22 protein-coding genes are annotated in these 21972 nt (G+C 68.6%); 10 read left to right on the forward strand and 12 right to left on the reverse strand.

The window, feature by feature from the left end; genetic code table 11:
• The first annotated feature begins 20 nt into the window (after positions 1 to 20).
• The 6 genes from D514_RS29595 to mnhG are packed head-to-tail and all read left to right on the forward strand — an operon-like array spanning position 21 to position 6378.
• Positions 21 to 2990: a Na+/H+ antiporter subunit A gene (locus D514_RS29595; protein ID WP_017829976.1), complete on the forward strand. Its 2970-nt coding sequence runs from the start codon at positions 21 to 23 to the stop codon at positions 2988 to 2990.
• Positions 2990 to 3589 (forward strand): Na(+)/H(+) antiporter subunit C, encoded by a 600-nt coding sequence (locus D514_RS29600; RefSeq protein ID WP_017829977.1) that lies wholly within the window; start codon positions 2990 to 2992, stop codon positions 3587 to 3589. Before D514_RS29595 ends, D514_RS29600 begins: the two co-directional genes overlap by 1 nt.
• A complete protein-coding gene (locus D514_RS29605) occupies positions 3586 to 5136 on the forward strand; it encodes a Na+/H+ antiporter subunit D (protein WP_017829978.1) in 1551 nt (516 codons plus the stop codon). The genes D514_RS29600 and D514_RS29605 overlap by 4 nt, the downstream gene beginning before the upstream one ends.
• Complete coding sequence (locus D514_RS29610; protein ID WP_017829979.1) at positions 5136 to 5726, forward strand: Na+/H+ antiporter subunit E; 591 nt, start codon at positions 5136 to 5138, stop codon at positions 5724 to 5726. Before D514_RS29605 ends, D514_RS29610 begins: the two co-directional genes overlap by 1 nt.
• Positions 5723 to 5992 carry a monovalent cation/H+ antiporter complex subunit F gene (locus tag D514_RS29615; RefSeq protein WP_017829980.1) on the forward strand — a complete coding sequence of 90 codons (270 nt, stop codon included), beginning with the start codon at positions 5723 to 5725 and terminating at the stop codon, positions 5990 to 5992. Before D514_RS29610 ends, D514_RS29615 begins: the two co-directional genes overlap by 4 nt.
• Positions 5989 to 6378 (forward strand): monovalent cation/H(+) antiporter subunit G, encoded by a 390-nt coding sequence (mnhG, locus tag D514_RS29620; RefSeq protein ID WP_017829981.1) that lies wholly within the window; start codon positions 5989 to 5991, stop codon positions 6376 to 6378. The genes D514_RS29615 and mnhG overlap by 4 nt, the downstream gene beginning before the upstream one ends.
• A gap of 15 nt (positions 6379 to 6393) precedes the next feature.
• Here mnhG and D514_RS29625 read toward each other — a convergent pair whose 3' ends face one another.
• Both D514_RS29625 and D514_RS29630 read right to left on the reverse strand, forming a co-directional pair.
• Positions 6394 to 7155: an alpha/beta fold hydrolase gene (locus D514_RS29625; RefSeq protein WP_141385580.1), complete on the reverse strand. Its 762-nt coding sequence runs from the start codon at positions 7153 to 7155 to the stop codon at positions 6394 to 6396.
• Between the two features lie 60 nt (positions 7156 to 7215).
• A complete protein-coding gene (locus D514_RS29630; protein ID WP_031205871.1) occupies positions 7216 to 9885 on the reverse strand; it encodes a penicillin acylase family protein in 2670 nt (889 codons plus the stop codon).
• Positions 9886 to 10185: 300 nt separating this feature from the next.
• Between D514_RS29630 and D514_RS29635 the strand changes: the two genes are divergently transcribed.
• Positions 10186 to 10860, forward strand: a complete 675-nt coding sequence (locus tag D514_RS29635) for a GntR family transcriptional regulator (protein WP_255164178.1) — start codon at positions 10186 to 10188, stop codon at positions 10858 to 10860.
• Between the two features lie 57 nt (positions 10861 to 10917).
• Here D514_RS29635 and argG read toward each other — a convergent pair whose 3' ends face one another.
• From argG to D514_RS29650, 3 genes are all read right to left on the reverse strand, one after another.
• Positions 10918 to 12363 (reverse strand): argininosuccinate synthase, encoded by a 1446-nt coding sequence (gene argG, locus D514_RS29640; RefSeq protein ID WP_017829985.1) that lies wholly within the window; start codon positions 12361 to 12363, stop codon positions 10918 to 10920.
• 62 nt (positions 12364 to 12425) lie between these two features.
• The gene (locus D514_RS29645; protein WP_017829986.1) at positions 12426 to 12842 is read right to left on the reverse strand and encodes a PIN domain-containing protein; all 417 of its coding nucleotides are present in this window, start codon (positions 12840 to 12842) and stop codon (positions 12426 to 12428) included.
• Entirely contained in the window at positions 12826 to 13056 is a 231-nt protein-coding gene (locus D514_RS29650) for a hypothetical protein (protein WP_031205873.1), read from the reverse strand. Before D514_RS29650 ends, D514_RS29645 begins: the two co-directional genes overlap by 17 nt.
• Before the next feature lie 270 nt (positions 13057 to 13326).
• On the opposite strand from D514_RS29650, the gene D514_RS29655 reads away from it, so the two are divergent.
• The gene (locus tag D514_RS29655) at positions 13327 to 14034 is read left to right on the forward strand and encodes a ZIP family metal transporter (protein WP_017829988.1); all 708 of its coding nucleotides are present in this window, start codon (positions 13327 to 13329) and stop codon (positions 14032 to 14034) included.
• A gap of 33 nt (positions 14035 to 14067) precedes the next feature.
• Here D514_RS29655 and D514_RS29660 read toward each other — a convergent pair whose 3' ends face one another.
• On the reverse strand, positions 14068 to 14475 hold the full coding sequence (locus D514_RS29660; protein ID WP_017829989.1) for a pyridoxamine 5'-phosphate oxidase family protein: 408 nt from the start codon (positions 14473 to 14475) through the stop codon (positions 14068 to 14070).
• Between the two features lie 203 nt (positions 14476 to 14678).
• Between D514_RS29660 and D514_RS29665 the strand changes: the two genes are divergently transcribed.
• Both D514_RS29665 and D514_RS29670 read left to right on the forward strand, forming a co-directional pair.
• Entirely contained in the window at positions 14679 to 15650 is a 972-nt protein-coding gene (locus D514_RS29665) for an alpha/beta hydrolase (RefSeq protein ID WP_017829990.1), read from the forward strand.
• Positions 15651 to 15720: 70 nt separating this feature from the next.
• On the forward strand, positions 15721 to 16716 hold the full coding sequence (locus tag D514_RS29670; protein WP_236610935.1) for a hypothetical protein: 996 nt from the start codon (positions 15721 to 15723) through the stop codon (positions 16714 to 16716).
• Positions 16717 to 16746: 30 nt separating this feature from the next.
• Here the strand turns inward: D514_RS29670 and D514_RS38970 are convergent, their stop codons facing one another.
• From D514_RS38970 to D514_RS29700, 6 genes are read right to left on the reverse strand one after another with little or no spacing between them, the layout of a single operon-like run.
• On the reverse strand, positions 16747 to 17850 hold the full coding sequence (locus D514_RS38970) for a DUF4064 domain-containing protein (RefSeq protein ID WP_186004832.1): 1104 nt from the start codon (positions 17848 to 17850) through the stop codon (positions 16747 to 16749).
• Positions 17847 to 18581 carry a hypothetical protein gene (locus D514_RS29680; protein ID WP_236610936.1) on the reverse strand — a complete coding sequence of 245 codons (735 nt, stop codon included), beginning with the start codon at positions 18579 to 18581 and terminating at the stop codon, positions 17847 to 17849. The genes D514_RS38970 and D514_RS29680 overlap by 4 nt, the downstream gene beginning before the upstream one ends.
• Before the next feature lie 2 nt (positions 18582 to 18583).
• The gene (locus tag D514_RS29685; RefSeq protein ID WP_017829994.1) at positions 18584 to 19633 is read right to left on the reverse strand and encodes a VWA domain-containing protein; all 1050 of its coding nucleotides are present in this window, start codon (positions 19631 to 19633) and stop codon (positions 18584 to 18586) included.
• The gene (locus D514_RS29690) at positions 19630 to 20616 is read right to left on the reverse strand and encodes a VWA domain-containing protein (protein ID WP_236610937.1); all 987 of its coding nucleotides are present in this window, start codon (positions 20614 to 20616) and stop codon (positions 19630 to 19632) included. Before D514_RS29690 ends, D514_RS29685 begins: the two co-directional genes overlap by 4 nt.
• Positions 20607 to 21098: a hypothetical protein gene (locus D514_RS29695; RefSeq protein WP_017829996.1), complete on the reverse strand. Its 492-nt coding sequence runs from the start codon at positions 21096 to 21098 to the stop codon at positions 20607 to 20609. The genes D514_RS29690 and D514_RS29695 overlap by 10 nt, the downstream gene beginning before the upstream one ends.
• Entirely contained in the window at positions 21085 to 21972 is an 888-nt protein-coding gene (locus D514_RS29700) for a DUF58 domain-containing protein (protein WP_017829997.1), read from the reverse strand. The genes D514_RS29695 and D514_RS29700 overlap by 14 nt, the downstream gene beginning before the upstream one ends.

Consider the following 21972-nt stretch of genomic DNA (forward strand, 5'->3'; position numbering starts at 1 on the left):
GCCCTGAGGGAGCCGCGTATATGCTGATGCTCCTCGCTGTGTTCCTCCTCGGGTCGCTGTTGATGCCCGTTCTGGTGCGCTGGCTCGGAGCTCAGGCCTTCGCGATCGCCGCCCTCGTTCCGACCGCCGCCTTCGTGCACGCGCTCGTCATGACGCCCCAGGTGCTCGACGGGCCGGTGCCGTTCGAATCGGTCGAGTGGATCCCCCAACTGGGTCTGAACCTCTCCATGAACATGGACGTGCTCGGGTGGGTGCTCACCCTGATCGTCACGGGCGTCGGCGCACTGGTTCTCCTCTACTGCCGCTGGTACTTCTACGAGGACTCGGCGGGCGTCGGGCAGTTCGCCGGCGTGCTGCTGGGCTTCGCGGGCGCCATGTACGGACTCGTCCTGACCGACGACCTGGTGATCCTCGTGATGTTCTGGGAAGTCACGAGCATCCTCTCCTACCTCCTCATCGGTCACTACCGCCGCCGCGCGGCCAGCCGTCGTGCGGCGCTGCAGGCCCTGCTCGTGACCACGCTCGGCGGCCTCGTGATGTTCGTGGGTGTCGTGCTGCTCGTGGTCGACACCGGAACCTCGAGCATCCGCGAGATCCTCACGATCGCGCCCAGCGGGCCCCTCGTGGATGCCGCGATCGTGATGCTCCTGATCGGAGCGATCAGCAAGTCGGCGCTGTTCCCCTTCCACTTCTGGCTCCCCGGCGCCATGGCCGCTCCCACACCGGTGAGCGCCTATCTGCACGCGGCCGCGATGGTCAAGGCCGGCATCTACCTCATCGCCCGCTTCGCACCGATCTTCGCTTTCAGCACGACGTGGCGCCCGATCGTCATCACCCTCGGCATCGTGACGATGCTGCTCGGCGGCATCCAGGCACTGCGCGAGACCGACCTCAAGCGCATCCTCGCGTTCGGCACGGTCAGCCAGCTCGGCTTCTTCGCCATCGTGGTCGGCTACGGCACGCAGGCGACCGCGCTCGCGGGTCTCGCCCTGGTCATCGGGCACGCGCTGTTCAAGTCGGCGCTGTTCCTCATCGTCGGCGTCATCGACCGTCAGTTGTCGACGCGTGACATCAACGAGCTCTCCGGCGTCGGGCGGCAGGCGCCGGTCATGGCGACAGCGGCATTCATCTCGGTCGCCTCGATGGCCGGCATCGCCCCCACCATCGGGTTCGTCGCCAAAGAGTCCACCCTCACGGCCCTCCTCGACGACGCGCAGGGCGGTTCTCCCTGGGGCCTCGTCGCCCTGATCGGGATCATCCTCGGATCCATGCTCACTGCGGCATATGGCGTGCGCTTCCTCTGGGGGGCGTTCTGGAAGAAGCGCGACGAACAGGGCGCTCAGCTGCCGGACACGGCGTGGCCCGACCCGCCCGTCGGCTTCCTGTCCGCACCGATCATCCTCGCCGGCGTCACCCTCGCCGCCGGTATCGGCGCCCCCGCACTCGACACGGCTCTGCAGGGATACGCCCTCACCGCGACACCCGGGCTCGACCACGCCGGTGAGGCCGTCGAGGGCCCCGGCCACCTCGCGCTCTGGCACGGATTCGAACCCGCACTGGGCATCTCGATCCTGTCGATCGTCCTCGGCATCGGGCTCTTCCTGCTCACCCGGAAGACCGGCTGGGACCGCAAGGCGCGGTTCCTGCGCTTCACCGCAGCCGACGTCTACTACTTCGTCATGCGCGGGGTCGACCGGCTCTCGGTGCTCAGCACCACGCTCACGCAGCGCGGTTCGCTGCCGGTCTACGTCGGGACGATCTTCGTCGTGTTCGTCGCCGCCGAGGTCACGGCGCTGATCGCGAGCGATATCGATCGGTACCACCTGTCGGCCTGGCACACTCCGGCGCAGATCGTGGTCGCGCCGATCATGGCGATCGCCGGCGTCTTCGCCGTCCGCGCACAGAAGCGCTACACCGGGGTGGTGCTGGTCTCGGTCACAGGCCTCGGCATGGTGGTGCTGTTCGCGACGAGCGGCGCCCCCGACCTCGCGCTCACGCAGATCCTCGTCGAGACGGTGACGATGGTCACCTTCGCTCTCGTGCTCCGTCGCCTCCCCGCACGCATGGGTGAGCACAACGCCTCGGTCGGACGCATCCCCCGGGCGCTGCTGGCCATCGGGGTGGGGGTCACGATGGCGTTCGTCGCAGTCGTCGCCACCCAGTCCCGTGTGGCGACCCCGATCTCGGAGGCCTTCCCGAAGCTCGCGTACGAGATCGGCCACGGCAAGAACGTCGTCAACGTGGCACTGGTCGACCTGCGTGGCTGGGACACCATGGGCGAGCTCTCGGTGCTGGTGCTCGCCGCGACCGGTGTGGCCTCCCTCGTGTTCGTCACGCACCGCGCCGACCTGCTCGCCGCCACCAAGAACCTCCCGCGCGCCACGCGCAAGGCCGCGCGCAGCCGTCCGCTCGTCGAGACCACCGAGGGCATCCGCTTCCAGACCTCCGAGAACGAGAGCAGCCCCCGGGCCTGGCTCGTCGGCGGGCAGAAGATGAAGCCCGAGAACAGGTCGATCCTGCTCGAGGTGATCGTCCGCATCCTGTTCCACACCATCATCGTGGTGTCGATCTTCCTGCTGTTCGCCGGCCACAACCTGCCCGGCGGCGGCTTCGCGGGCGGTCTCGTCGCCGGCATGGCACTGGTGATGCGCTACATCGCCGGCGGTCGCTGGGAGTTGGGCGCCGCGGCTCCCACCGATGCGGGTCGGCTGCTCGGCACCGGCCTCATCCTGGCCGTCGGCACCGCCGTCGTCCCGCTGTTCTTCGGCTTGGCGCCGCTGACCAGCACCTTCTGGGAGTGGGAGATCCCCGGCATCGGGCACATGGAGTTCGTCACCTCGACCATCTTCGACGTGGGCGTGTATCTCGTCGTGATCGGACTCGTGCTCGATGTGCTGCGCAGTCTCGGTGCCGAGGTCGACCGTCAGGCGGCACTTCGCACCACGCCGGGTCCTGAAGGATTCCTCTCCCGGGGCGGGAGGAGCAGCTGATGGACGTCTCCCTCACTCTCATCGTCATCATGGCCATCCTCTTCGCGTGCGGCGTGTACGCGATGCTGGAGCGCAGCCTGACCCGCGTGCTGATCGGCTTCCTGCTGCTCGGCAACGCCACGAACCTGCTGCTGCTGATCGTGATGGGCGTCCCCGGCAATGCCCCGTTCTTCGGGACGGAGGGCGAGATGAGCGATCCGCTTCCGCAGGCGCTCACCCTCACCGCCATCGTGATCACGTTCGCGGTCTCGGCATTCCTCCTCGCCCTGATCTACCGCTCCTGGCAGCTGGGCCAGGCCGACACGGTCGAGGACGACGAGGCCGACATCGCGCTCCGCGAGCGCACCGACGCCGACGAAGACCTCATGGACGACGAGTCCGAGACCGACGACGACGAGGCGACGACGGACTTCGTCGGCGTGCAGACCGCGCCGATCACGGTTCTGCACATGCGCGACCACCCGTCGATCCACGACGATGCTCCCTTCGACGCCCCGACCGGATGGGGGAGCGAACCCGCTGCGCGCTCAGACGAGGGCCGTGAACCGAGCCCCGACGAACCCCATGACCGCGACGAGAACGAGGAGGGCACGCCATGACCGCCCTCGTCCCGCTCCTGGTCGCACTGCCTCTGCTCGGGGCCGCCGTCACGCTCGTGTTCGGTCGGAACCCGCGCCTGCAGGTCGTCGTTACGGTCGCGACCCTCGCTGCCGTCTCGGTGATCGCCGCCGTGCTCCTGGTCGTGGTCGACTCCGGTGCGCCGCTGGCGGTGTCGGTCGGCGGCTGGCCCGTGCCCTTCGGCATCGTGCTCTACGTCGACAGGCTCGCCGCGCTCCTGGTGCTCATCTCCAGCATCGTGCTGCTCGCGGTGCTGCTCTTCTCCATCGGCCAGGGCGCCGCGGACGGCACCGACGAGACCCCGATCTCGATCTTCAACCCCTCGTACCTGATCCTCGCGGCCGGCATCTTCAACGCCTTCATCGCGGGCGACCTCTTCAATCTCTACGTCGGCTTCGAGATCCTGCTCGTCGCCTCGTATGTGCTGATCACTCTCGGCAGCACCGAATCCCGCATCCGCACCGGCGCCGTCTACATCGTCGTCTCGCTGGTCTCGTCGATCCTGTTCCTCGCGTCGATCGCGATGATCTACGGGGCTCTCGGCACGGTCAACATGGCCCAGATCGCCGAGCGGATGTCGGAACTCCCGCAGGAGACGCAGCTGGTGCTGCACCTCATGCTCGTGGTGGCGTTCGGCATCAAGGCGGCCATCTTCCCGGTGTCGTTCTGGCTGCCGGACTCGTACCCGACCGCACCGGCTCCGGTCACGGCGGTGTTCGCCGGCTTGCTGACGAAGGTCGGCGTGTACGCGCTGATCCGCACGGAGACGCAGCTGTTCGCCTCGAACAGCATCGACACCGTGCTGCTGATCATCGCCCTCGCGACCATGATCGTCGGTGTGCTCGGCGCCGTGGCCCAGGCCGAGCTCAAACGAATCCTGTCGTTCACGCTCGTGAGCCACGTCGGCTACATGATCTTCGGTCTCGCGATCGCGACGCCCGCCGCGATCGGCGCCACGGTGTACTACATCGTTCACCACATCGTGGTGCAGACGACCCTGTTCCTCGCCGTGGGGCTCGTGGAACGTCGAGCGGGAAGCACGTCGATCCTGCGCGTCAAGGGACTGCTGAAGGTCGCGCCCCTGATCGCCATCCTCTACTTCGTGCCCGCGATCAACCTCGGCGGCCTGCCGCCCTTCTCGGGGTTCATCGGCAAGTTCGCGCTGTTCGAGGCGGCGGCTTCGGTCGGCACTCCGATCATGATCGTGCTGATCTTCGGCGGCATCGTCACGTCGCTGCTGACCCTGTACGCCCTGATGCGCGCCTGGAACCTCGCCTTCTGGCGCGAGGAGGAGGACTCCACCGAGACCGAGGGACGCATCTCGTACCTCGGCAACGCACCGGCCGCCGATGAGCAGCAGGAGCGTCGCCGCATCCCGAAGATCATGACCCTGGCGACCGGCGGCATGGTCGCGGTCACACTGGCCCTGACGATCTTCGCCGGCCCTCTCTACGCACTGTGCGATCGCATCGGCGCCTCGTTGCTGCAGCCCGTGAGCCTCGTACAGCTGGAACAGGAGGTGGGCTGATGGCGCGTGACACCCGACGTCACCTCTGGCGCGACATCCGCGTGCAGCTGCCGTTCCTCGCGTGGCTCGTCGTGCTCTGGATGCTGCTGTGGGCGCAGTTCACCGTGCTGTCGTTCCTCACCGGACTCGTCGTCGCGATCTTCGTCACCCGCGTCTTCCGCCTGCCGACCGTCGCGCTCTCGGGCCGGATCAACCTCTGGTACGCCGCGCTGTTCGTGGTGCAGTTCCTGTTCGCCGTGCTGAGGGGCGCCCTCTCGGTCACCGTGCAGGTGTTCGACTTCCGTCGTCAGCCGGGCACGGCCATCATCGCGGTGCCGTTGCGCTACGCCGACGACCTGGTGATGACGCACGTCGCTGTCGTGTCTTCGCTGATCCCCGGATCCCTGGTCGTCGACACCGATCGCGACCGGCAGATCCTCTACCTGCACGTGATCGGCGTGCGCGACCTCGACGACGTCGAGAAGCAGCGCGCCGGGGTGCTCCGCTGGGAGCGACGCGTCGTGCGAGCCCTCGGCGACCCCGCTCAGTACCGCGCCCTCAAGGCGGACGAGCGTGCGGGCGTCGGAGCGACGAAGGGCGGTGCCCGATGAACATCCTGCTGCTGCTGATCATGGTGGTGTTCGGCCTCGCCGCCGTCCTCGCCCTGATCCGCATCGTGCGCGGGCCGTCGATCCTCGATCGCGCCGTCGCCTCCGACGTGCTCCTCACCGAGGTGATGTGCGTGATCGGTGCCGAGATGGCCATCAACGGTCACACCCGCAACATCCCCGTGCTCCTGATCATCGCGGCCGTCGGAGTGTTCGGGTCGATCGCCGTCGCCCGGTTCGTCGCGAGAAGGGACAACACGACACCATGAACGTGTTCGGTCTCATGATCCCCGATGCCGTCATCGATATGGCGGTGCTGGTGCTCATCCTGCTCGGCGCCGTGCTGTGCCTGTCGGCGGCCGTAGGGCTGCTGCACTTCCGCGATGTGCCGTCCCGTCTGCACGCGGCGACCAAGCCCCAGGTGCTCGGGCTGCTGCTCATCTGCATCGCGATCGCGCTGTCGCAGCGTTCGATCGGCGGCATCCTGCTCGGCTTCGTGCTCGTCGCGCCGGTCGTGCTCATGCAGTTCGCGACCGCCCCGCTCTCAGCGCACATGGTCGGGCGGCAGGCCTACCGCAACGGCACCATCGAGCAGCGGGGCCTCGTCGTGGACGAGCTCGCCGAGTCGAAGCAGACCCCGCCCGCCGCGGGCTGATCCGCGGCCACCGTCTCAGAGGCGGGCGGTGAACTCGTGGATCAGCCGCGCCGCCGGCTCGGAATCGCTGATGAGTGTGCCGTGACCGTGGTCGGGGATGACCTCGAGGTCGGCACCGGGGATGGCGTCGATGATCTCGCGGCACCAGCTCATCGGGGCGAGCGGGTCGCTCTCTCCCCGCAGCACGAGCACGGGGCACTCGATGCGCACGAAGGCGTCTTCGGGCTCATGCACGATGGTGGCGCGCATCTTGCGGAAGAGGTGGGGGCCGCCGCGGAGGTACTCCCTGGCTCCGCGCCAGAGGACGAGTGGTCGTTCGCCGACGAGGTCGGTCAGCAGATACCGCGCCTGCGCGCCGATGTTGCGTGCCGCCTTGTTGACGGTCGGGCCCGCGAGCACCACCGCCTCGACGAGGGACGGATGCCGCGCGGCGAGTTCGGCCGCGATCTGGCTGCCCATCGAGTGACCGATCACCACGACGGGGCCCGAGTCCACGTGTCGGAGGTAGGCGGCGACGAGGTCGGCATGCCGTTCCATCGTGAGGGTCCGCGTGGGCTCGGGCGCTTCGCCGAAGCCGGGCAGATCGACCGCGATCACCCGCCCCTCCAGGCGCTGCACGACGTCGAGGTAGACGCTGCGGCCCATGCCGATGCCGTGCAGGAGAAGGTACGTGTGCGGTCCGTCGCCGAACGTCTCGGCGATGAGCGTCGCACCTCCGTGCTCGAACTCCAGGAGCGTGACGGAGGTGCCCTTGGGGGCGAGATAGCTGGATGGCACCCACCAACGGTAGCCGAGCATCCTGAGGCACCGCTCGGGACGCCGTCGCGCGCCCTTCGCTCAGCCGGCCGGAATCAGCACCAGGGTGTCGACGGCAGCCGCCTTCACCGCCTTCGCCGAGTACGCCCACGGCTTCTGGATGCCCGCTGCCCAGTCCGCCGTCTGATCCGTGTAGTGCTCGTTGTACGCATGGCCGGAGGCGCCGGTGAGGTGGTTCCACGTCGACGCGTCGAGATCCGACAGATCGATCACCATGCGCATCGACGGCACGGTGGTGGTCGCATACGAGACGCCGAGCTCCCATCCGGTCGCATTCACCACCGACGCACCTCCGCTCACAGGGAACGGCCCTCGGTTGAAGAGCGCTTCGATCGGCGCGATGCCCGACGAGCCGAGCGTGTCGCTGGTGAGGGTGATCGCGTGCAGGTCGCCCCAGTTCCAGCGTGAGACGGTGGTTCCCTGCAGCGCTGCGAGCTCGTCGTAGGCCTCTTGCGCCGACAGTGCCAGCATCTGCTCCATCCCGTCGACGTCGATCTGCTCGTTGACCCAGAGCGGGTCGGAGGGATCGTCCAGCATCGCGGAGACGACCGTGAAGAGGCGGGCCTGACCGTCGATGGGGAGGGGCTGCGCGCGCTCGCCGAAGATGTTCTGCACCAGGTTCGACCACAACACGTTCGCATAGGCCGCGGCAGGGGACGATGCCGTGTTCTGGGCGTCCCATCCCTGCAGCAGTTCGACGGCCTCGGTCGGACCGGCGCCGGATACGTCGACGTCTCCCATGACGCTCGCCAGCTGCGTGCCGATCCACATCTCGTTGTCCATCTGGATCTCGCGCATGTCTTCCGCGGTCAGGGGCGCGACGGCCGCCCGCCGTTCGATGAGGTGGGCGATCCGTGCCGCTCGGTAGCCGTAGTCCCAGTCCCGGGAGAGGAAGTACTCGTAGTCGTCGGTCACGATCGCGTTGTTCGCGGTCACGATGTACCCGGAGTTCGGGTTGTACGACACCGGCAGCTCCTCGAACGGGATGAAGCCCGTCCAGTCGTAACTGCTGTCCCACCCGGGCTGAGGCATCCACCCGTCGCCGGCGCCGCGGATGGGGAGGCGACCGGGCGTCTGGTACCCGATGTTGCCCTCGGTGTCGGCGTAGATGAGGTTCTGGGCCGGCACGTCGAAGAGCGAGGCGGCGTAGCGGAAGTCCTCGAAGTCCTGCGCGGTGGAGAGCGCGAAGATCGCGGTCGCCGCGGTGCCGGGGTCCAGGGCCGTCCACCGGAGGCTCACGGCGTACTCGGCGTCGTCCGCGGAGCCGGGGGCCGGGGCGGTCGGGGCGGCGGTCTCAGCCTCGAGCGCGGGTTCGGGGTCGCCGGCGATCGCGGTGAAGTCGTCGGTGAGGCCCGAGATGAGGGGCCCGTGCACGGTCGAGCGGATGGTGAGCTCGATGTCGTCGCCGCCCGCGACCTTGATCGTCTCGGTGCTCTCTTCGAGGGGTACCAGTGCCCCGTCGCGCCAGTACTGGTCGCCTTCGACGCGCTCGATGTAGAGGTCGGTGACGTCGGTGGTGAGGTTCGTGAACCCCCAGGCGACCTTCTGGTTGTGGCCGATCACGATGCCGGGGAGGCCCGAGAACGAGAAGCCTCCGACGTCGAACGGGCACGCCTCGTCCACCGTCGAGCACTTCAACTGCACCTGGTACCAGACGGAGGGGAGGGATGCTCCGAGGTGCGGGTCGTTCGCGAGCAGGGGCATCCCGGTCTCGGTGAGGGTGCCGGAGACGACCCAGGAGTTCGAGCCGATGCCCTCGCCGACGTCGCCAACCAGAACGCTCGCTGCCTCGATGACGCTCGACGTCTCCTCCCATTCGATGGTCGTGGAGGCCTGCTGGACTTCTCCCTCGGTCTCGGTGGGGGTGAACGCCGCCGGCTCCGCGTCGGTGCCGAGCGTCGGAACGGTCGAGATCTTCGGGACGATCACGGGGTTCTCGTCGAACGGGTAGTCGGGGTAGAGCTTGGCGAGAGTGTCTTCGGTCGCGGTGGGATCCGTGCCCTCCCCATCCGTGCCGCCGCTCAGCTCGGCTGCCAGGAGCGATCGTTCGGTCTCGTCCTCGATGTTGCCGCGGAGGTCCCAGGCCATGGCCTTGAGCCAGGCCACGGAATCCGCGGGCTCCCACGGCTCGGGCGCGTAGTCGGGATTCTGCAGGCCGATCACGGCGTACTCGAGCGAAAGATCGGCGCCCGACCGCGAGGCCAGGTAGGCGTTCACACCATCCGCATACGCCTCGTAGTAGCTGCGGGTGGTGTCGTCCATCGCCTCGACCTCGGCCTCGGCGACCTTGCGCCAGCCGAGGGTGCGCAGGAAGGCGTCGGTCCCCGCCTGCGACTCCCCGAACATCTCGGCGACGCGGCCGGCGGTGACATGGCGACGGAAGTCCATCTCGAAGAAGCGGTCCTGCGCGTGCACGAAGCCCTGAGCGTAGAACAGGTCGTCGGTCGAGTCGGCGGTGATGGTCGGGATGCCGCGGTCGTCGCGCTGCACCGTGACCTCGGCCGTGAGTCCGTCGAGCTCGACGGATCCGTCGGTCTGCGGGAACGAGCGCTGGATCGTCCACGTGACGAAGAACGCCGCAGCCACGGCGATCACGATGATTCCGGCGACCACGAGGAACGCGATGCGTCCGATGCGAACGCCCAGCGAGGGGCGAGAAGGTACGGCGGATTCCTGCGAATCGGTCATCATCGTCGAGAACTCTTTCGGGTAGACAGGTGGAACTCAGTCCCACCGAGCCCCAGTGCGCGTTTCAGGGTCGCGCCTTCGCATCATATCCGCACCGGCGCTCGCCGCGAGGCGTTCGGCGACGGTGCCCCCAGCCGCCCTCCGTCCCCGTCGTGTTATGTTACGCGTTGCGCGCTGGGGCGCGATGGGGGGATGGCGCCGGTCCCGGACGCGAGAGCGTGTGGTTCGCGAGTGTCGACCGTTTCGAGTGGTGGGGGAACCGCGGTGGTCGAAAGAGAGTGTGTCGTGGCAGGCATCGATGTCGTGCGAGAACGCAGAACGAGGAGTGAAGAGGTCTATCTCAGGCTGCGAGAAGCGATCGTGGGCGGAGAGCTGCCTCCGGGTGCACACCTTCGCGACTCCGACCTCGCGGAGGATCTGGGGACATCCCGGACGCTCGTCGGGGATGCGCTGGCACGTCTCGCTGCACAGGGGCTGGTCGAGATGCGACGGAACCGCTCCACCCGCGTGGCACCGCTCGATCTAGATCTCGATCCGATCCGCGACGCGGTGGCCCTCCTCGGCGACATCTGGATCGGATCGGCGGGGCGCGCGATGCTGTATGTCCAGCACGACGACGTCACCTCTCTCGTGGATCTGACGGACGATCTGCTCGCCGCGGGGAGCGAGGGTGACGTCCTGACCTACGGCATGGCCCTGCGTGCCATCGCGATCGGCTTCGCGCGGCTCGAGGGCAATGACGTGCGGGAGTGCGAGATCGAGCGGCTCGGACCGCAGATCCGACGCTTCGCGCAGCACGCGGCCGGCTCGTTCGATCGGGTGGCGAGCGAGGAGTCCACTCTCCAGCTCCGCGAGGCCATCGTGCGCAGAGATGCGACCCAGGTGCGTACCGCGCTCCTGTTCCTGTTCGACGACGTACTCCCGGGCATCATCGATCGCGCTGCGACGCGGATCGCCGAGGCGAGCAGAGTGGCCTGACGCACGAATGCGCCGACACCCTCAGGGCGTCGGCGCATCCGTCGTTCGTTCGTCGGGTCAGTCGGTGCCGGAGTCGAAGGCCGCGCCCTCGGATGCGGAGTCGACGGCGCCGGCCAGAGTCTCGTCGGCTTCGGAGATCGAACCGGGAACCGAGTCGGTGATCTCGCTCGACTCGCCCGCCGTCACGCGGCCGACGAGCTCACCGGTTGCACCTCCGACGAGACCGAGGCCCGCGTACTGCTCGAGTCGTGCGCGCGAGTCGGCGATGTCGAGGTTGCGCATCGTGAGCTGGCCGATGCGGTCGACCGGTCCGAAGGCGGCGTCGCCGACGCGCTCCATCGACAGCTTCTCGGGGCCGTACGAGAGGTTCGGCGAGACGGTGTCGAGGATGGTCCAGTCGTCGCCGCGGCGCAGACGGATCGTGACGGTGCCCGAGATCGTGAGGCCGACCCAGCGCTGGATCGACTCGCGCAGCATGAGCGACTGCGGCTCGAGCCAGCGTCCCTCGTACATGAGGCGACCGAGGCGGCGACCCTGCTCGTGGTACGTCGCGAGGGTGTCTTCGTTCAGGATGCCGTTGACCAGGCGCTCGTAGGCGATGAACAGCAGCGACATGGCCGGGGCCTCGTAGATGCCGCGGGACTTCGCCTCGATGATGCGGTTCTCGATCTGGTCGCTCATGCCGAGGCCGTGGCGTCCGCCGATCGTGTTGGCCTCCATGACCAGAGCCACCGGGTCGGAGTACTCGACGCCGTTGATGGCAACGGGGCGGCCGGCCTCGAACGTGACGGTGACGTCTTCGGTCTCGATCGCCACGGATGGGTCCCAGAACTTCACGCCCATGATGGGGTCGACGGTCTCGAGCGACACGTTCAGGTGCTCGAGCGTCTTGGCCTCGTGCGTCGCACCCCAGATGTTGGCGTCGGTCGAGTACGCCTTCTCGGCGGAGTCGCGGTAGGGGAAGTCGCGGGCGACGAGCCAGTCGCTCATCTCCTTGCGGCCGCCGAGCTCGGTGACGAAGTCGGCGTCGAGCCACGGCTTGTAGATGCGCAGACGCGGGTTGGCGAGCAGGCCGTAGCGGTAGAACCGCTCGATGTCGTTGCCCTTGTAGGTGGAGCCGTCGCCCCAGATGTCGACGCCGTCCTCCTTCATGGCGCGCACCAGCATGGTGCCGGTGACCGCGCGCCCGAGGGGCGTCGTGTTGAAGTAGGTCTTGCCGCCGGAGCGGATGTGGAAGGCTCCGCAGGAGAGGGCGACGAAGCCCTCTTCGACCAGGGCGGTCTTGCAGTCGATCAGCCGCGAGGCCTCGGCGCCGTACTCCAGCGCGCGACCCGGGATCGAGGCGATGTCGTCTTCGTCGTACTGACCGAGGTCGCCGGTGTATGTGAAGGGCACGGCGCCCTTCTCGCGCATCCAGGCGACGGCGACGGAGGTGTCGAGTCCTCCGGAGAAGGCGATGCCGACGCGCTCGCCGACGGGCAGGGACTGGAGGACCTTGGACATGGCTCCCAGTCTATCCGCGGGCGGCGTGTCGCCCTGTCTCGCATGACAGTGGCGAAAGCCCGTCAGGCGAGGAGGACCTCCACCCGCAACGCGGCATAGGTGCCCATGGCGCGGCGGTCGCACGTGAGAAGCGGGACCGCGGCGTCACGTGCGGCGAGGCCGACGAGTCCGTCGTACACCGATCCTCCGGCGATTCCCGCGTCGGCGAAGGTGGCGATCGCGGCCTCTGCCGACGTCGGCGAGAGCGGTGCGGAAGCGGGGAACGACCGCTCGATGATCTCCTGCGCGCGACCGGGGCTGACGCGCGCGGCGCCCGGCATCCGCGTCAGTACCGAGTACATCTCGACGGAGGCGTGCCCGGCGAGGCCGATGACGCGACCGTGGGTGAGTTGGAGTAGGCGTTCGTGTGCCGGATTCTGGTCGTGGACCAGCGCGACCGCGGCGCTGGTGTCGAGGAGGAGATCAGCGCTGATCGGCAAGCCGGAGCTCCCGGATCTCATCCACGGTGAGTGTCGGTCCTCCTGTGATGACCAGACGGCCATCCTTCTCGACGACGTTGTCCGGGGTATCGATCTCGATGCGAATGCCGTTGCCGTCGAGGATGAGATCTACCGGACCGGGGATCAATCCGACGCGCTCGCGCAGCGCGGCCGGAATCACGATCCGACCTGCCTTGTCCATGGTTGCTCTCATGCCATGACGGTACCATTCTGATGGTGGAGACGGAGTGCTTTATATCGGCGGCATACGCGCAGGACGGCCTCACGCTCAACGAAGACGGCGCGGTCGAGGTGTGGGGAATGATGCACGGTGAGGAGGAGCGGAAGCTCGCGTCTTCGCGGTGCGCCGTGCGCAACGGGGAAGGAACTCCCCTCGCGGTCACGGGACACGTCGCCGTCCTCGGCGACGCCAGGGCGGCAGAGCGCCGCAGAAGTGGGAGAGTAGGGCGCACGGAGGTCGGACATGGGTGGAGCGATCCTGTGGGGTCTGGTCGCGGCGGCGCCGCTGTTCGTCGGTGCGGTGCTCGCGCTGCTGCGCACATGGCCGCCGCGCTGGCTCGGCATCGTGCTGGGTTTCGGCGCCGGCGCGCTGATGGCCTCGATCGCCTTCGAACTCTGGGAGGAGGGACTCGACCTCGCCGGTCCCATCCCTCTCGTGATCGGCGTCGCGGCGGGAGCGATCAGCTACTACATCGCCGACCGCATCCTCGACGCCCGAGCCGCGAAGGCTAAGGAGAAGGCGGGCGGAGGCCAGCTCGCCGTGGGGGCTCTGCTCGACGGCATCCCGGAGCAGCTGGTGCTCGGCATCGGGCTCGCCTCCGGGGAGCCCGTCAGCATCGCGCTCGTGGTCGCCATCCTGGTCTCGAACCTGCCGGAGTCGATCGGTTCGGCCGCCGACCTGCTCGAAGGCGGCATGGCGAAGTCGCGGGTGCTGCTGCTCTGGGCGGGCGTGGCCGTGATCTGCGCTGTCGCGACGGTTGCGGGATTCGGTCTCGCGAGTGTCACCGGCGACGAGTTCCGTGCGGTGGCGAGCGGCTTCGCTGCCGGGGCGCTGCTGGTGATGCTGGTGGACTCGATGGTCCCCGAGGCGCAGTCCAAGGCCAAGGAGTCGACAGGACTCGCGACTGTGCTGGGCTTCGCGCTCGCCGCGGGGTTGGCCCTCGCGTCGTGAGAGCAGATCCGTGAGCCGAGATCCGTACCCGGGTCAGTCCTTGCCGCGGAACTGGTCCCGTTTCACACTGCGACCCGTGATGGTGTCGATGTGCAGGCTCAGCGGAAGGCTCCGGTCGTCGCCCGCCCACGGGTGCACGCGAGCGGCGTCGCCGGCGGCCTCGTCGTCCGGCACCCGCGTGAGCGAGCCGTGCATCAGCACACTCCAGGCCGTGCTGCCGAGGGGGTCGTGGTAGTCGACCTCGAACGCGACCTCCAGCGGCTCGCTGCTCAGGGCTCCCAGCACCCCGTCGGGCGCGGTGCGAAGGAGCAGATCGTGCCCGGAGACGGCGAAGTTCACGGGAAGGATCTGCACTCGTCCCTCATGGACGAAACCGACGCGGCCGATGGTGGTGGTGGTCAGCAACTCATACGACTGCTGCTCGTCGAGCACTCGGATCATTTCGCGCGCTCCTTCCCTCTGGCGCCAGGCTATCCAGCGCGGCACACGCCCTCAAGGGGTTCTCCTTGCAGGACACTCTGGCCCCGCCATCCGGCGGACTCCGGGCCCCGGATCGGCCCCGGCTGGCGGGTTAGCCTCGAGTGCGGCGTGCGCGAGGCTGGCGGAACGCCGCCGCGATGGCGGCCGAGGACAAAGGAGTTCTGATGACTGACACCACGCTGAGACGACCGCCCTTCGATCCCGAGCTCGAGGCCGCCCTCGCCCTCGTCGGCGACCAGCTGCCGTCGACCCTGACGCCCGAGATGATCCCGCTGATGCGCCAGTCGCCGGTGAGCGGTGAGGAGGAGATCTTCGCCGTGCTCGCGGAGAGGGGCTTCACCCGGCGCGATGTCACGATCGCCGGACACGGTGGCGACGAGATCGTCGTATCGGTGGTCGAGAAGGAGGGGCGTACGGGCACGGGCCCCGGCTTCTTCCACACTCACGGCGGGGGCATGATCATCGGCAACCGCTGGCTGGGTGTGGCCGGGTTCCTCGAGTGGGCAGAGCGTTTCAACGGAGTGATCGTCACGGTCGAGTACCGGCTCGCCCCCGAATTCCCCGATCCGTATCCCGTGGAGGACTGCTACGCGGCCCTGCTGTGGACGGCCGAGCACGCCGAGGAACTCGGCATCGACCTCTCGCGGCTGATGATCGGCGGCGGCAGCGCGGGCGGTGGTCTGGCCGCGGGCACGGCCCTGCTCGCTCGTGACCGCAAGGGGCCTGAGCTGATCGGTCAGCTGCTCATCTACCCGATGCTCGACGATCGCGACGAGTCGGTGTCCACCCGTCAGATCGACGGGATCGGGGTCTGGGACCGCGGGTCGAACGTGACAGGGTGGACGGCGTTGCTCGGCGACCGCAAGGGCACCGACGACGTCTCGATCTACGCCGCCCCCGCACGCGCGACCGACCTGAGCGGGCTGCCGCCCGCGTTCATCGACTGCGGCAGCGCCGAGGTGTTCCGCGACGAGGACGTCGCCTACGCCACGAAGCTCTGGGAGGCCGGAGTGCAGGCCGAGCTGCACGTGTGGGCAGGCGGCTTCCACGGCTTCGACATGTTCGCCCCGCACGCCGCGGTCGCCCAGGCCATGCTCGCCGCGCGCGACAACTGGGTGAACCGCCTGCTCTCCTGAGTCCGGCCTCCGCTCTACGGGGCCGTGCGCCGACCCCGTAGGGTGGAATCCCTGCGCGATGGAGCCTGACATGCAAGATCTGCTGGGGCGTCTCACCGCCCTCGACCCGGATGCCAGCGAGACGCTCAAGGTCGTCACGTACTTCGACGCCCTCGTCGCCCGTTCCGTAGGCGTCGAGAGCATGGTGCGAGGCGCGGCGGTGCTCAGCGGCGCGACGGTCGGACAGCGCGACGGTCGACAGATCGTGCGCGTGCGCCCCGATGGGGTGCGGGTGGATCCGCTCGAGCCGTCCCCTGCCTGGCCGGTCAGGGAGAGCGGACCGGATGCCGTCGCCTGGATCGAGCGCGAGGGCGATGCGCACACGAACGACGCGATGATCCTGGAACGATTGAGCCTCGCGCTCGGCATCATCCGCGCGCGCCGCTCGGTCGGACCCGAGAGCGCTGTCGAACTCGCCATCAGCTCCTACGCCGGCGCGGAGGAGAGGGCCGCCGCACTGCCGAGGCTCCGACTCGCCGGGAGGTCGCTGCGGCTGGTCGCCTCTCCTCCCGACCCTGCGCCGTTGCCGACGCATCCTTCTGCTGTGGTCGCCACCCGGCACGGCCTCACGCGCGCGACGATCCTCGACACCGCGACCGACGCGCCGGATGCCTGGCCACAGGGCGTGGACCTGCGCCTGGGTCTCGGCATCCCGGGTCCGGGGGATCGGCTTCCCGCGTCGTGGGCATCGGCGCTCGTGGCCGTGCGGCTGACGAGCCCGGGGGAGCCGGTGGTCGATGCCGCCGACCTCGGGGCGCTGCTGCTCGTCGCCGAGGCGGCCGAGTCAGGCCCCCTCCACCCCGACGCCGCAGCGCTCGCGGCCCTCGACCAGCGCAGTCGCGAGCTTCTGGATGCCGTCACCGAGCAGCAGAGCGTGCGCGCGGCTGCCGCGCGGCTCGGGAGGCACCACTCCAGCGTGCAGGAGCGTATGACCGCGCTCGTGGAGACCCTGGGGTACGACCCGCGCACATCCCGAGGACATGCTCGCTACGTGCTGGCCCGGATGCTGTTGACGCTCGGCTCCTGAACCGTGCCTGATCCGGGTCGCTGACGCCGGTCACTCGAAGCCGGGGTATTCCTGCAGCCTCGTCTGGAACTCCTCGCGATCGGCTTCGCTGAGCACCCCGCTCGCGATCACGGTCAGCTGCAGGCCCTCGAGGGGCTCGCCTGTGCGGGCGTTCTGCGCCTCGCGCGCGGCCCGGAATCCGCCGTCCCGATCGTTCGAGAGGTCGTTGATGGTGGCGTAGAAGCGCAGGGGGTCGGGGAAGTTCTCGGTGTAGTACTCCCACGTCGTCTGCGCGCGGGGGTCGTCGCTGCCGTACAGCTTCGCGATCATTCCGGGGTCGATGCCCGACATCATCGGATCGTTGAAGGAGTACAGGTCCCACAGGCCGTGGTCGACGACGACCTCGCTGATCACGGCCATCACCTCGAGCTTGCGGTCGTAGTCCTGGATGGGTTCGTTGGTCGCCCAGGATGCGGAGGTGTACTCGACGAGCATCGACTCACCGCCGTAGCCGTTGCGCTCCGGTCGCAGGTCTTCATCGCCCACCGGCGTCCAGGAGTAGCCGAACTCCTCGGTGAGCCGCGCGCGGACGTCGGCGAACATCGCATCCGCCTGTGCGCGCACCTCTTCGAGCGACTGCTGCGAGAGAGTCTGTTGCGGATCGGTGCCCTTGATCGCGGGATAGGCCTCTGCGTGCTTCTGCGCGGCTGTCTTCGTGCCCTCGTAGTTGCCGGAGGCCGAGGTCTGCAGGGCGCTCATGCCGCCGACGGTGGCGACGTTGAACAGGACCGTCACGACCAGGGCGATCGCCCCGAGCGTCCGCCCCCGTGCCGAGAAGAGTGCGGCCACGATGACGGCGACCACCACGAGCTGCAGCGTGAGCATCGTGACGCCGTAGAGGATGTCGGTGCCGCCGGCCAGGAGCGTGCCGAGCAGGATCAGGGCGAACAGGATCGACACGGTGAGGGCGATCCACCCCAGCGCGTTCGCCGGCTTCTTCGGTTCCTCGGGCGGCGCGGTGCTCACGACCGTCGGGCTCGGCGTCGATCCGAACGCCTCGCGTCGCGCGCCGCGGTAGCCCCCGGGCGGTGGAACGGGAGGAGCCCCCTCCGTGCCCGCGATGTACCGCGCTCGCTGCCTTTCGTGATCGCTCACCACGGCTTCTCCGTTCCCGAACCGCCCTGGTCGTCGCCTTGTTGCTGATCGCGTTCCTGCGTGCCCTGTTCGAGCTTGTCCTGCAGCCCCTTCAGCTTGTCCTCGGAGGGCTGCTCCTTCTCTCCGGGCTGAGGCTGGGGTTGTTGTTGCTGCTCCTCCTCCTGCTGCTTCTGCTTCAACCGGTCTGCGGTGCCGTCGAGGGAGTCCGCCATGTCACGCTGCGGGTCGGGCGACTGCAGCTGGGCTTGCTTGCTGCGGCACGCCTCGGGGGTCTCGATCGTGATCGTGAGCGCCTCGCCGTAGAGCTCGGCCGCGCCCGCGCCGTCGCCGTCTGCGCGGGCGGCATCACCCATGCGCTCGACGACGAGGGCGAGGTTGATCCGCACCCCGCAGACCTCCAGTCCGGTCGCGAGGTCGAGTGCCTCTTCGAGCTGGGTCCGTGCTTCCGGCAGCTGCTCCGCCCCGCCGAGCGCCGTGCCGACGTTGAACGGCGCCTTGTACGGCTCGAACCAGTTCAAGAACTCCTGTCCGCGCGCGGAGGCCTCCGATCCGGCGAAGTCGTCCACCACATAGGCGGTGATGGACTGATGTGCGAAGGCGTACATGCTCAGCAGCTTGCCCACGAAGAGCAGCGCCGCGAGGGTGAGCGGGATGGTGCCGATCGCGACCCAGCGGCGGATGCGTCGGCGACGGCGATTCGACCGGAGAAGGGCGGCTGCTTCATTCGACATCGTCATGAGGTTCCTCCCCGCCCTGAGCGCTGCCGTGGCGCGCGCAGCCGCCGGAGTCGTGCGATCAGCACCGTGGCGCGCGTGAGTTCCACGCCGAGGATGCCGAGGATGACGAGTGCCGCGATCCAGTACAGCTCGGTGACGTTGCCGACCTCGCCCGATTCGGCGTAGTCGGTGGTGGTCGAGGGGGCCTCGGGGAGCGCGGGCGCGGCATCCGCCGTCCGGTGCGCGTACTCGACGCCGAGCTCGCCGGCGATCGCTTCGAGGTTCGACTCGTCGAGCACCGAGAGCGCGTCGGCGCCCTGGTACTGGATGTAGCCGCCACCCTGATCCGAGACGCCGCCCGTGGTGATGCGCATCGGTCCGCCCTCGGCCGTGCCGTACCCGAACACCGCTCCCGCATCGGTGTACTTCTCACTCGAGCGGAAGGACTCGGGTGGTGTGTCGACCGTCTGCTCCCCGTCGCCGAAGTAGAAGACCATGCGCGAGCGGTCGGGAGAGGATTCTGCCGCCGATGCGAGGGTCTCCGACAGCAGGGGTGCCGCGATGCCGATGGAGCTCCCTCGGGACTGGCTGGTGACCTCGGGGCGCAGCACTTCGAGCGAGCCGATGAGCGCTGTGGTGTCGGTGGTGAGCGGCATGCGCAGCTGGGCCGCCGCATCCGAGGTGATGAGGGCGAAGCGCGCACCCGGATACTGCTCGACGAGCGCCTGCACGTCGTCGCGGATGCCGTCGAGCCGAGGTTCGCCGTCGCCCCAGTCCTCGGCCACGATGCTCGCGGTGGTGTCGACGACGAGCACGATGTCGGTGTCCGTCGCGAGGGTCTGGGTGGTACCGCCGGGGATGCCCGGGCGCAGCAGCATCGCGAAGCAGGCGAGCACGAGCAGCAGGCGCATGGCCCACAGGCCACGATGCTCGGCGAGCGCTCGACGATCGGTGATCGCCGCTCCGGCCGACTTCGGCGGGCGCACCAGCACCCAGACGGCGAGGACGGCGACGGGCACGCACAGCAGGGCGATCAGCAGCGGGGCGAGCACGGGTTGGAAGATCACAGTCGCACCCTCCACAGCACCACGACGAAGCCGAGCAGGCAGATCGAGAGCACCACGATCCACAGGTTCGGGGTGTCTGTCCAGAGCACCTGCGCCTTTCCGCGCAGCTCGGTCGCCTCCTGCTCCTGCACCTGGGTCACGATGTCGGAGACGGTCGTCGTGTCGCGCAGGCCGAATGCGGCGCCGCCGGTCGCCTCGGCCGCAGCGCTCAACTCGGCGCTGACATCGGCATCCTTGCCCTGCACCGGGTTCAGCGCGAAGACCCGCACATCCTTCGAGGCGGCGTAGGCGGCCGCCTCTTCGAGTGTCACGATCGAGGCGCCGTTGACCTCGTTGTCCGTGGCGAAGATCACCGAGCGCGAGCGGTCGTCGTCCGGGTTGTCGAAGCCCATCGTGCAGGCGGCCAGACCGTCTCCGATCAGCGAGGCGCCATCGCCGTTGAGCGTGCCGATCCAGTGCTCCGGAACCCCGGTTCCGCGATCGAAGCTCTGGATCATGCTCTCGACGTGCTCGCGGACGAAGTCGTAGTCGTCGGTCAGGGGGAAGATCTGCACGGGCGAGCTGTTGAAGATCGTCAGCCCGATCCGCTCGCCCTCGAAGTCGTCCAGCAGCTCGTGGAAAACGGTCAGCACCTCGACATCGACCTCGGTCATGGAGCCGGAGACGTCGAGGCACAGCATGATGTCGCGGCTCGTGTCGACGGGTTGGATGGTCTGCACCGACATCGGTCGCGCCGCCACCACGCCCGCCACGATCGAGGCCGTCGCACCGAGGGCGAGGATGCCGGAGAGGGCGAGCGCCCGTCGCGTCAACGCACGGCGGAAGGACGTCAGCGTGCGCAGGCGCTCGGCGCGGGCGATGCGGGCGGCGTCGCCACCCCGGGCGCGTCTGCTCCGCCGGAGTCCGACGACGAGACCGATCGTCAGCGCGATCAGTACGACGGCGGTCGCGGCCCACAGCATCCAGGTGTTGGCTAGTGCCACGTGCGCACCACCGTCCTGGCGGCATCAGCGCCGGCCACCGGGTCGATCACCGGTCCCTGACGGAAGATGCTCGGGTAGTAGTGCCTGCCCAGTGCGTCGATCAGAGCGGGATGCACGCCGCGCGCCACGAGATCGTCGAGCGCGAGCACTGGAGCCTCCAGGCCGCTGTACTCGTTCACGAAGGCACGGACGACCCGGCTCAGCTCGAGGTTCGCCTGTCGGGCGGAGATGCGGCGTTCGAGGTACTCGGTCTCGATCTGCTGGATGCGCGCCTGATACTCGGTGCGCAGCTGCGAGAGCACGTCGATGACCAGCGGAGACTGCCCGGCATTCGCGTCGGCGGTCGTCAGCGTGCGGCGCGGGCGGGTGAGCACGATCAGCAGCCAGGCGCCCAGCACCAGCAGAGCCAGGATGCCGATCGCCAGCAGCATCCAGCCCCAGCCGTACTGCGCCGGCGGGTAGAGCTCGTCAGACCCGGGCATTCGACCTCCGGTTCAGCAGCGTCAGCAGCTGCGCGACGGCGTCGTCCTGCCCGTCCAGCGTGGAGTGGCTGATCTCCATGCGAGTGAGGAGCTCAGCGAGGTGCGCGGCATCGGCCTCGCGTTGCGCGGTCAGCTCCTGCACGATCTCGCGGTCGCCCTGCACGAAACCCGGCACCTGCCAGCGGCTGTCGACATCCGAGCGGATGCGTCCGGTGGCGTGGTCCAGCACGGGTTCGGCGTCGCGCAGCGTCAGCCACAGCACGTCGTGCTGCACGCGCAGTCGGCGCAGCATCCGATCCGTCTCGCTTGTGACCGGGGCCTCGTCGGTGATCACCACCACGATCATGCGGCGGGCGATCGTGCGCGTGACGAACGACAGCAGTGCGTCACGGTCGCTCGGAGCGCTGCTGTCGTCGATGGCCCTGTCGATCGTGCGCAGCGCGTGTTCGAGCGCACCCTCGCTGCGGCCTGGCGCGAGCCGGCGCACTTTCGCGGAGTCGCCGTAGACCGTGGTGAAGTCGTCGCCGTGGCGCAGGGTCAGCACCCCGAGCACTCCGGTCGCGAGGATCGCCAGCTCCTTCTTCGACCGCTCGTCGGCGGCGAGGGCCGACATCGAGCGCCCGGTGTCGACCACGAACAGGACGGTGTGCATGCGCGTCGCGCGCGAGCGCTTGACCAGGGGCGTTCCCAGCCGCGCGGTCGCCCGCCAGTCGATGTCGCGCACCTGATCGCCGTACTCGTACTTGCGCAGGTCTTCGAAGTCGAGGCTCCGCCCGCGCAGCAACGACGCGTAGGCGCCATCGAGCGCGTGCAGCGACTTGCGCGTCGAGTGGATGAAGAGCTTGCTCTTCACCTGCGTGATCAGGCTGGACAT

Source organism: Microbacterium sp. UCD-TDU (assembly GCF_000340625.1).
Lineage (GTDB): Bacteria > Actinomycetota > Actinomycetes > Actinomycetales > Microbacteriaceae > Microbacterium > Microbacterium maritypicum.

Coding starts and splice junctions, on each gene's coding strand:
- D514_RS29605 (WP_017829978.1), top strand. CDS start 3,586: ATGACCGCCCTCGTCCCGCTCCTGGTCGCACTGCCTCTGCTCGGGGCC.
- D514_RS29695 (WP_017829996.1), bottom strand. CDS start 21,098: ATGCCCGGGTCTGACGAGCTCTACCCGCCGGCGCAGTACGGCTGGGGC.
- D514_RS29650 (WP_031205873.1), bottom strand. CDS start 13,056: ATGAGAGCAACCATGGACAAGGCAGGTCGGATCGTGATTCCGGCCGCG.
- D514_RS29615 (WP_017829980.1), top strand. CDS start 5,723: ATGAACATCCTGCTGCTGCTGATCATGGTGGTGTTCGGCCTCGCCGCC.
- D514_RS29595 (WP_017829976.1), top strand. CDS start 21: ATGCTGATGCTCCTCGCTGTGTTCCTCCTCGGGTCGCTGTTGATGCCC.
- D514_RS29700 (WP_017829997.1), bottom strand. CDS start 21,972: ATGTCCAGCCTGATCACGCAGGTGAAGAGCAAGCTCTTCATCCACTCG.
- D514_RS29630 (WP_031205871.1), bottom strand. CDS start 9,885: ATGATGACCGATTCGCAGGAATCCGCCGTACCTTCTCGCCCCTCGCTG.
- D514_RS29670 (WP_236610935.1), top strand. CDS start 15,721: ATGCAAGATCTGCTGGGGCGTCTCACCGCCCTCGACCCGGATGCCAGC.
- argG (WP_017829985.1), bottom strand. CDS start 12,363: ATGTCCAAGGTCCTCCAGTCCCTGCCCGTCGGCGAGCGCGTCGGCATC.
- D514_RS29665 (WP_017829990.1), top strand. CDS start 14,679: ATGACTGACACCACGCTGAGACGACCGCCCTTCGATCCCGAGCTCGAG.
- D514_RS29600 (WP_017829977.1), top strand. CDS start 2,990: ATGGACGTCTCCCTCACTCTCATCGTCATCATGGCCATCCTCTTCGCG.
- D514_RS29655 (WP_017829988.1), top strand. CDS start 13,327: ATGGGTGGAGCGATCCTGTGGGGTCTGGTCGCGGCGGCGCCGCTGTTC.
- D514_RS29680 (WP_236610936.1), bottom strand. CDS start 18,581: ATGTCGAATGAAGCAGCCGCCCTTCTCCGGTCGAATCGCCGTCGCCGA.
- mnhG (WP_017829981.1), top strand. CDS start 5,989: ATGAACGTGTTCGGTCTCATGATCCCCGATGCCGTCATCGATATGGCG.
- D514_RS29660 (WP_017829989.1), bottom strand. CDS start 14,475: ATGATCCGAGTGCTCGACGAGCAGCAGTCGTATGAGTTGCTGACCACC.
- D514_RS29610 (WP_017829979.1), top strand. CDS start 5,136: ATGGCGCGTGACACCCGACGTCACCTCTGGCGCGACATCCGCGTGCAG.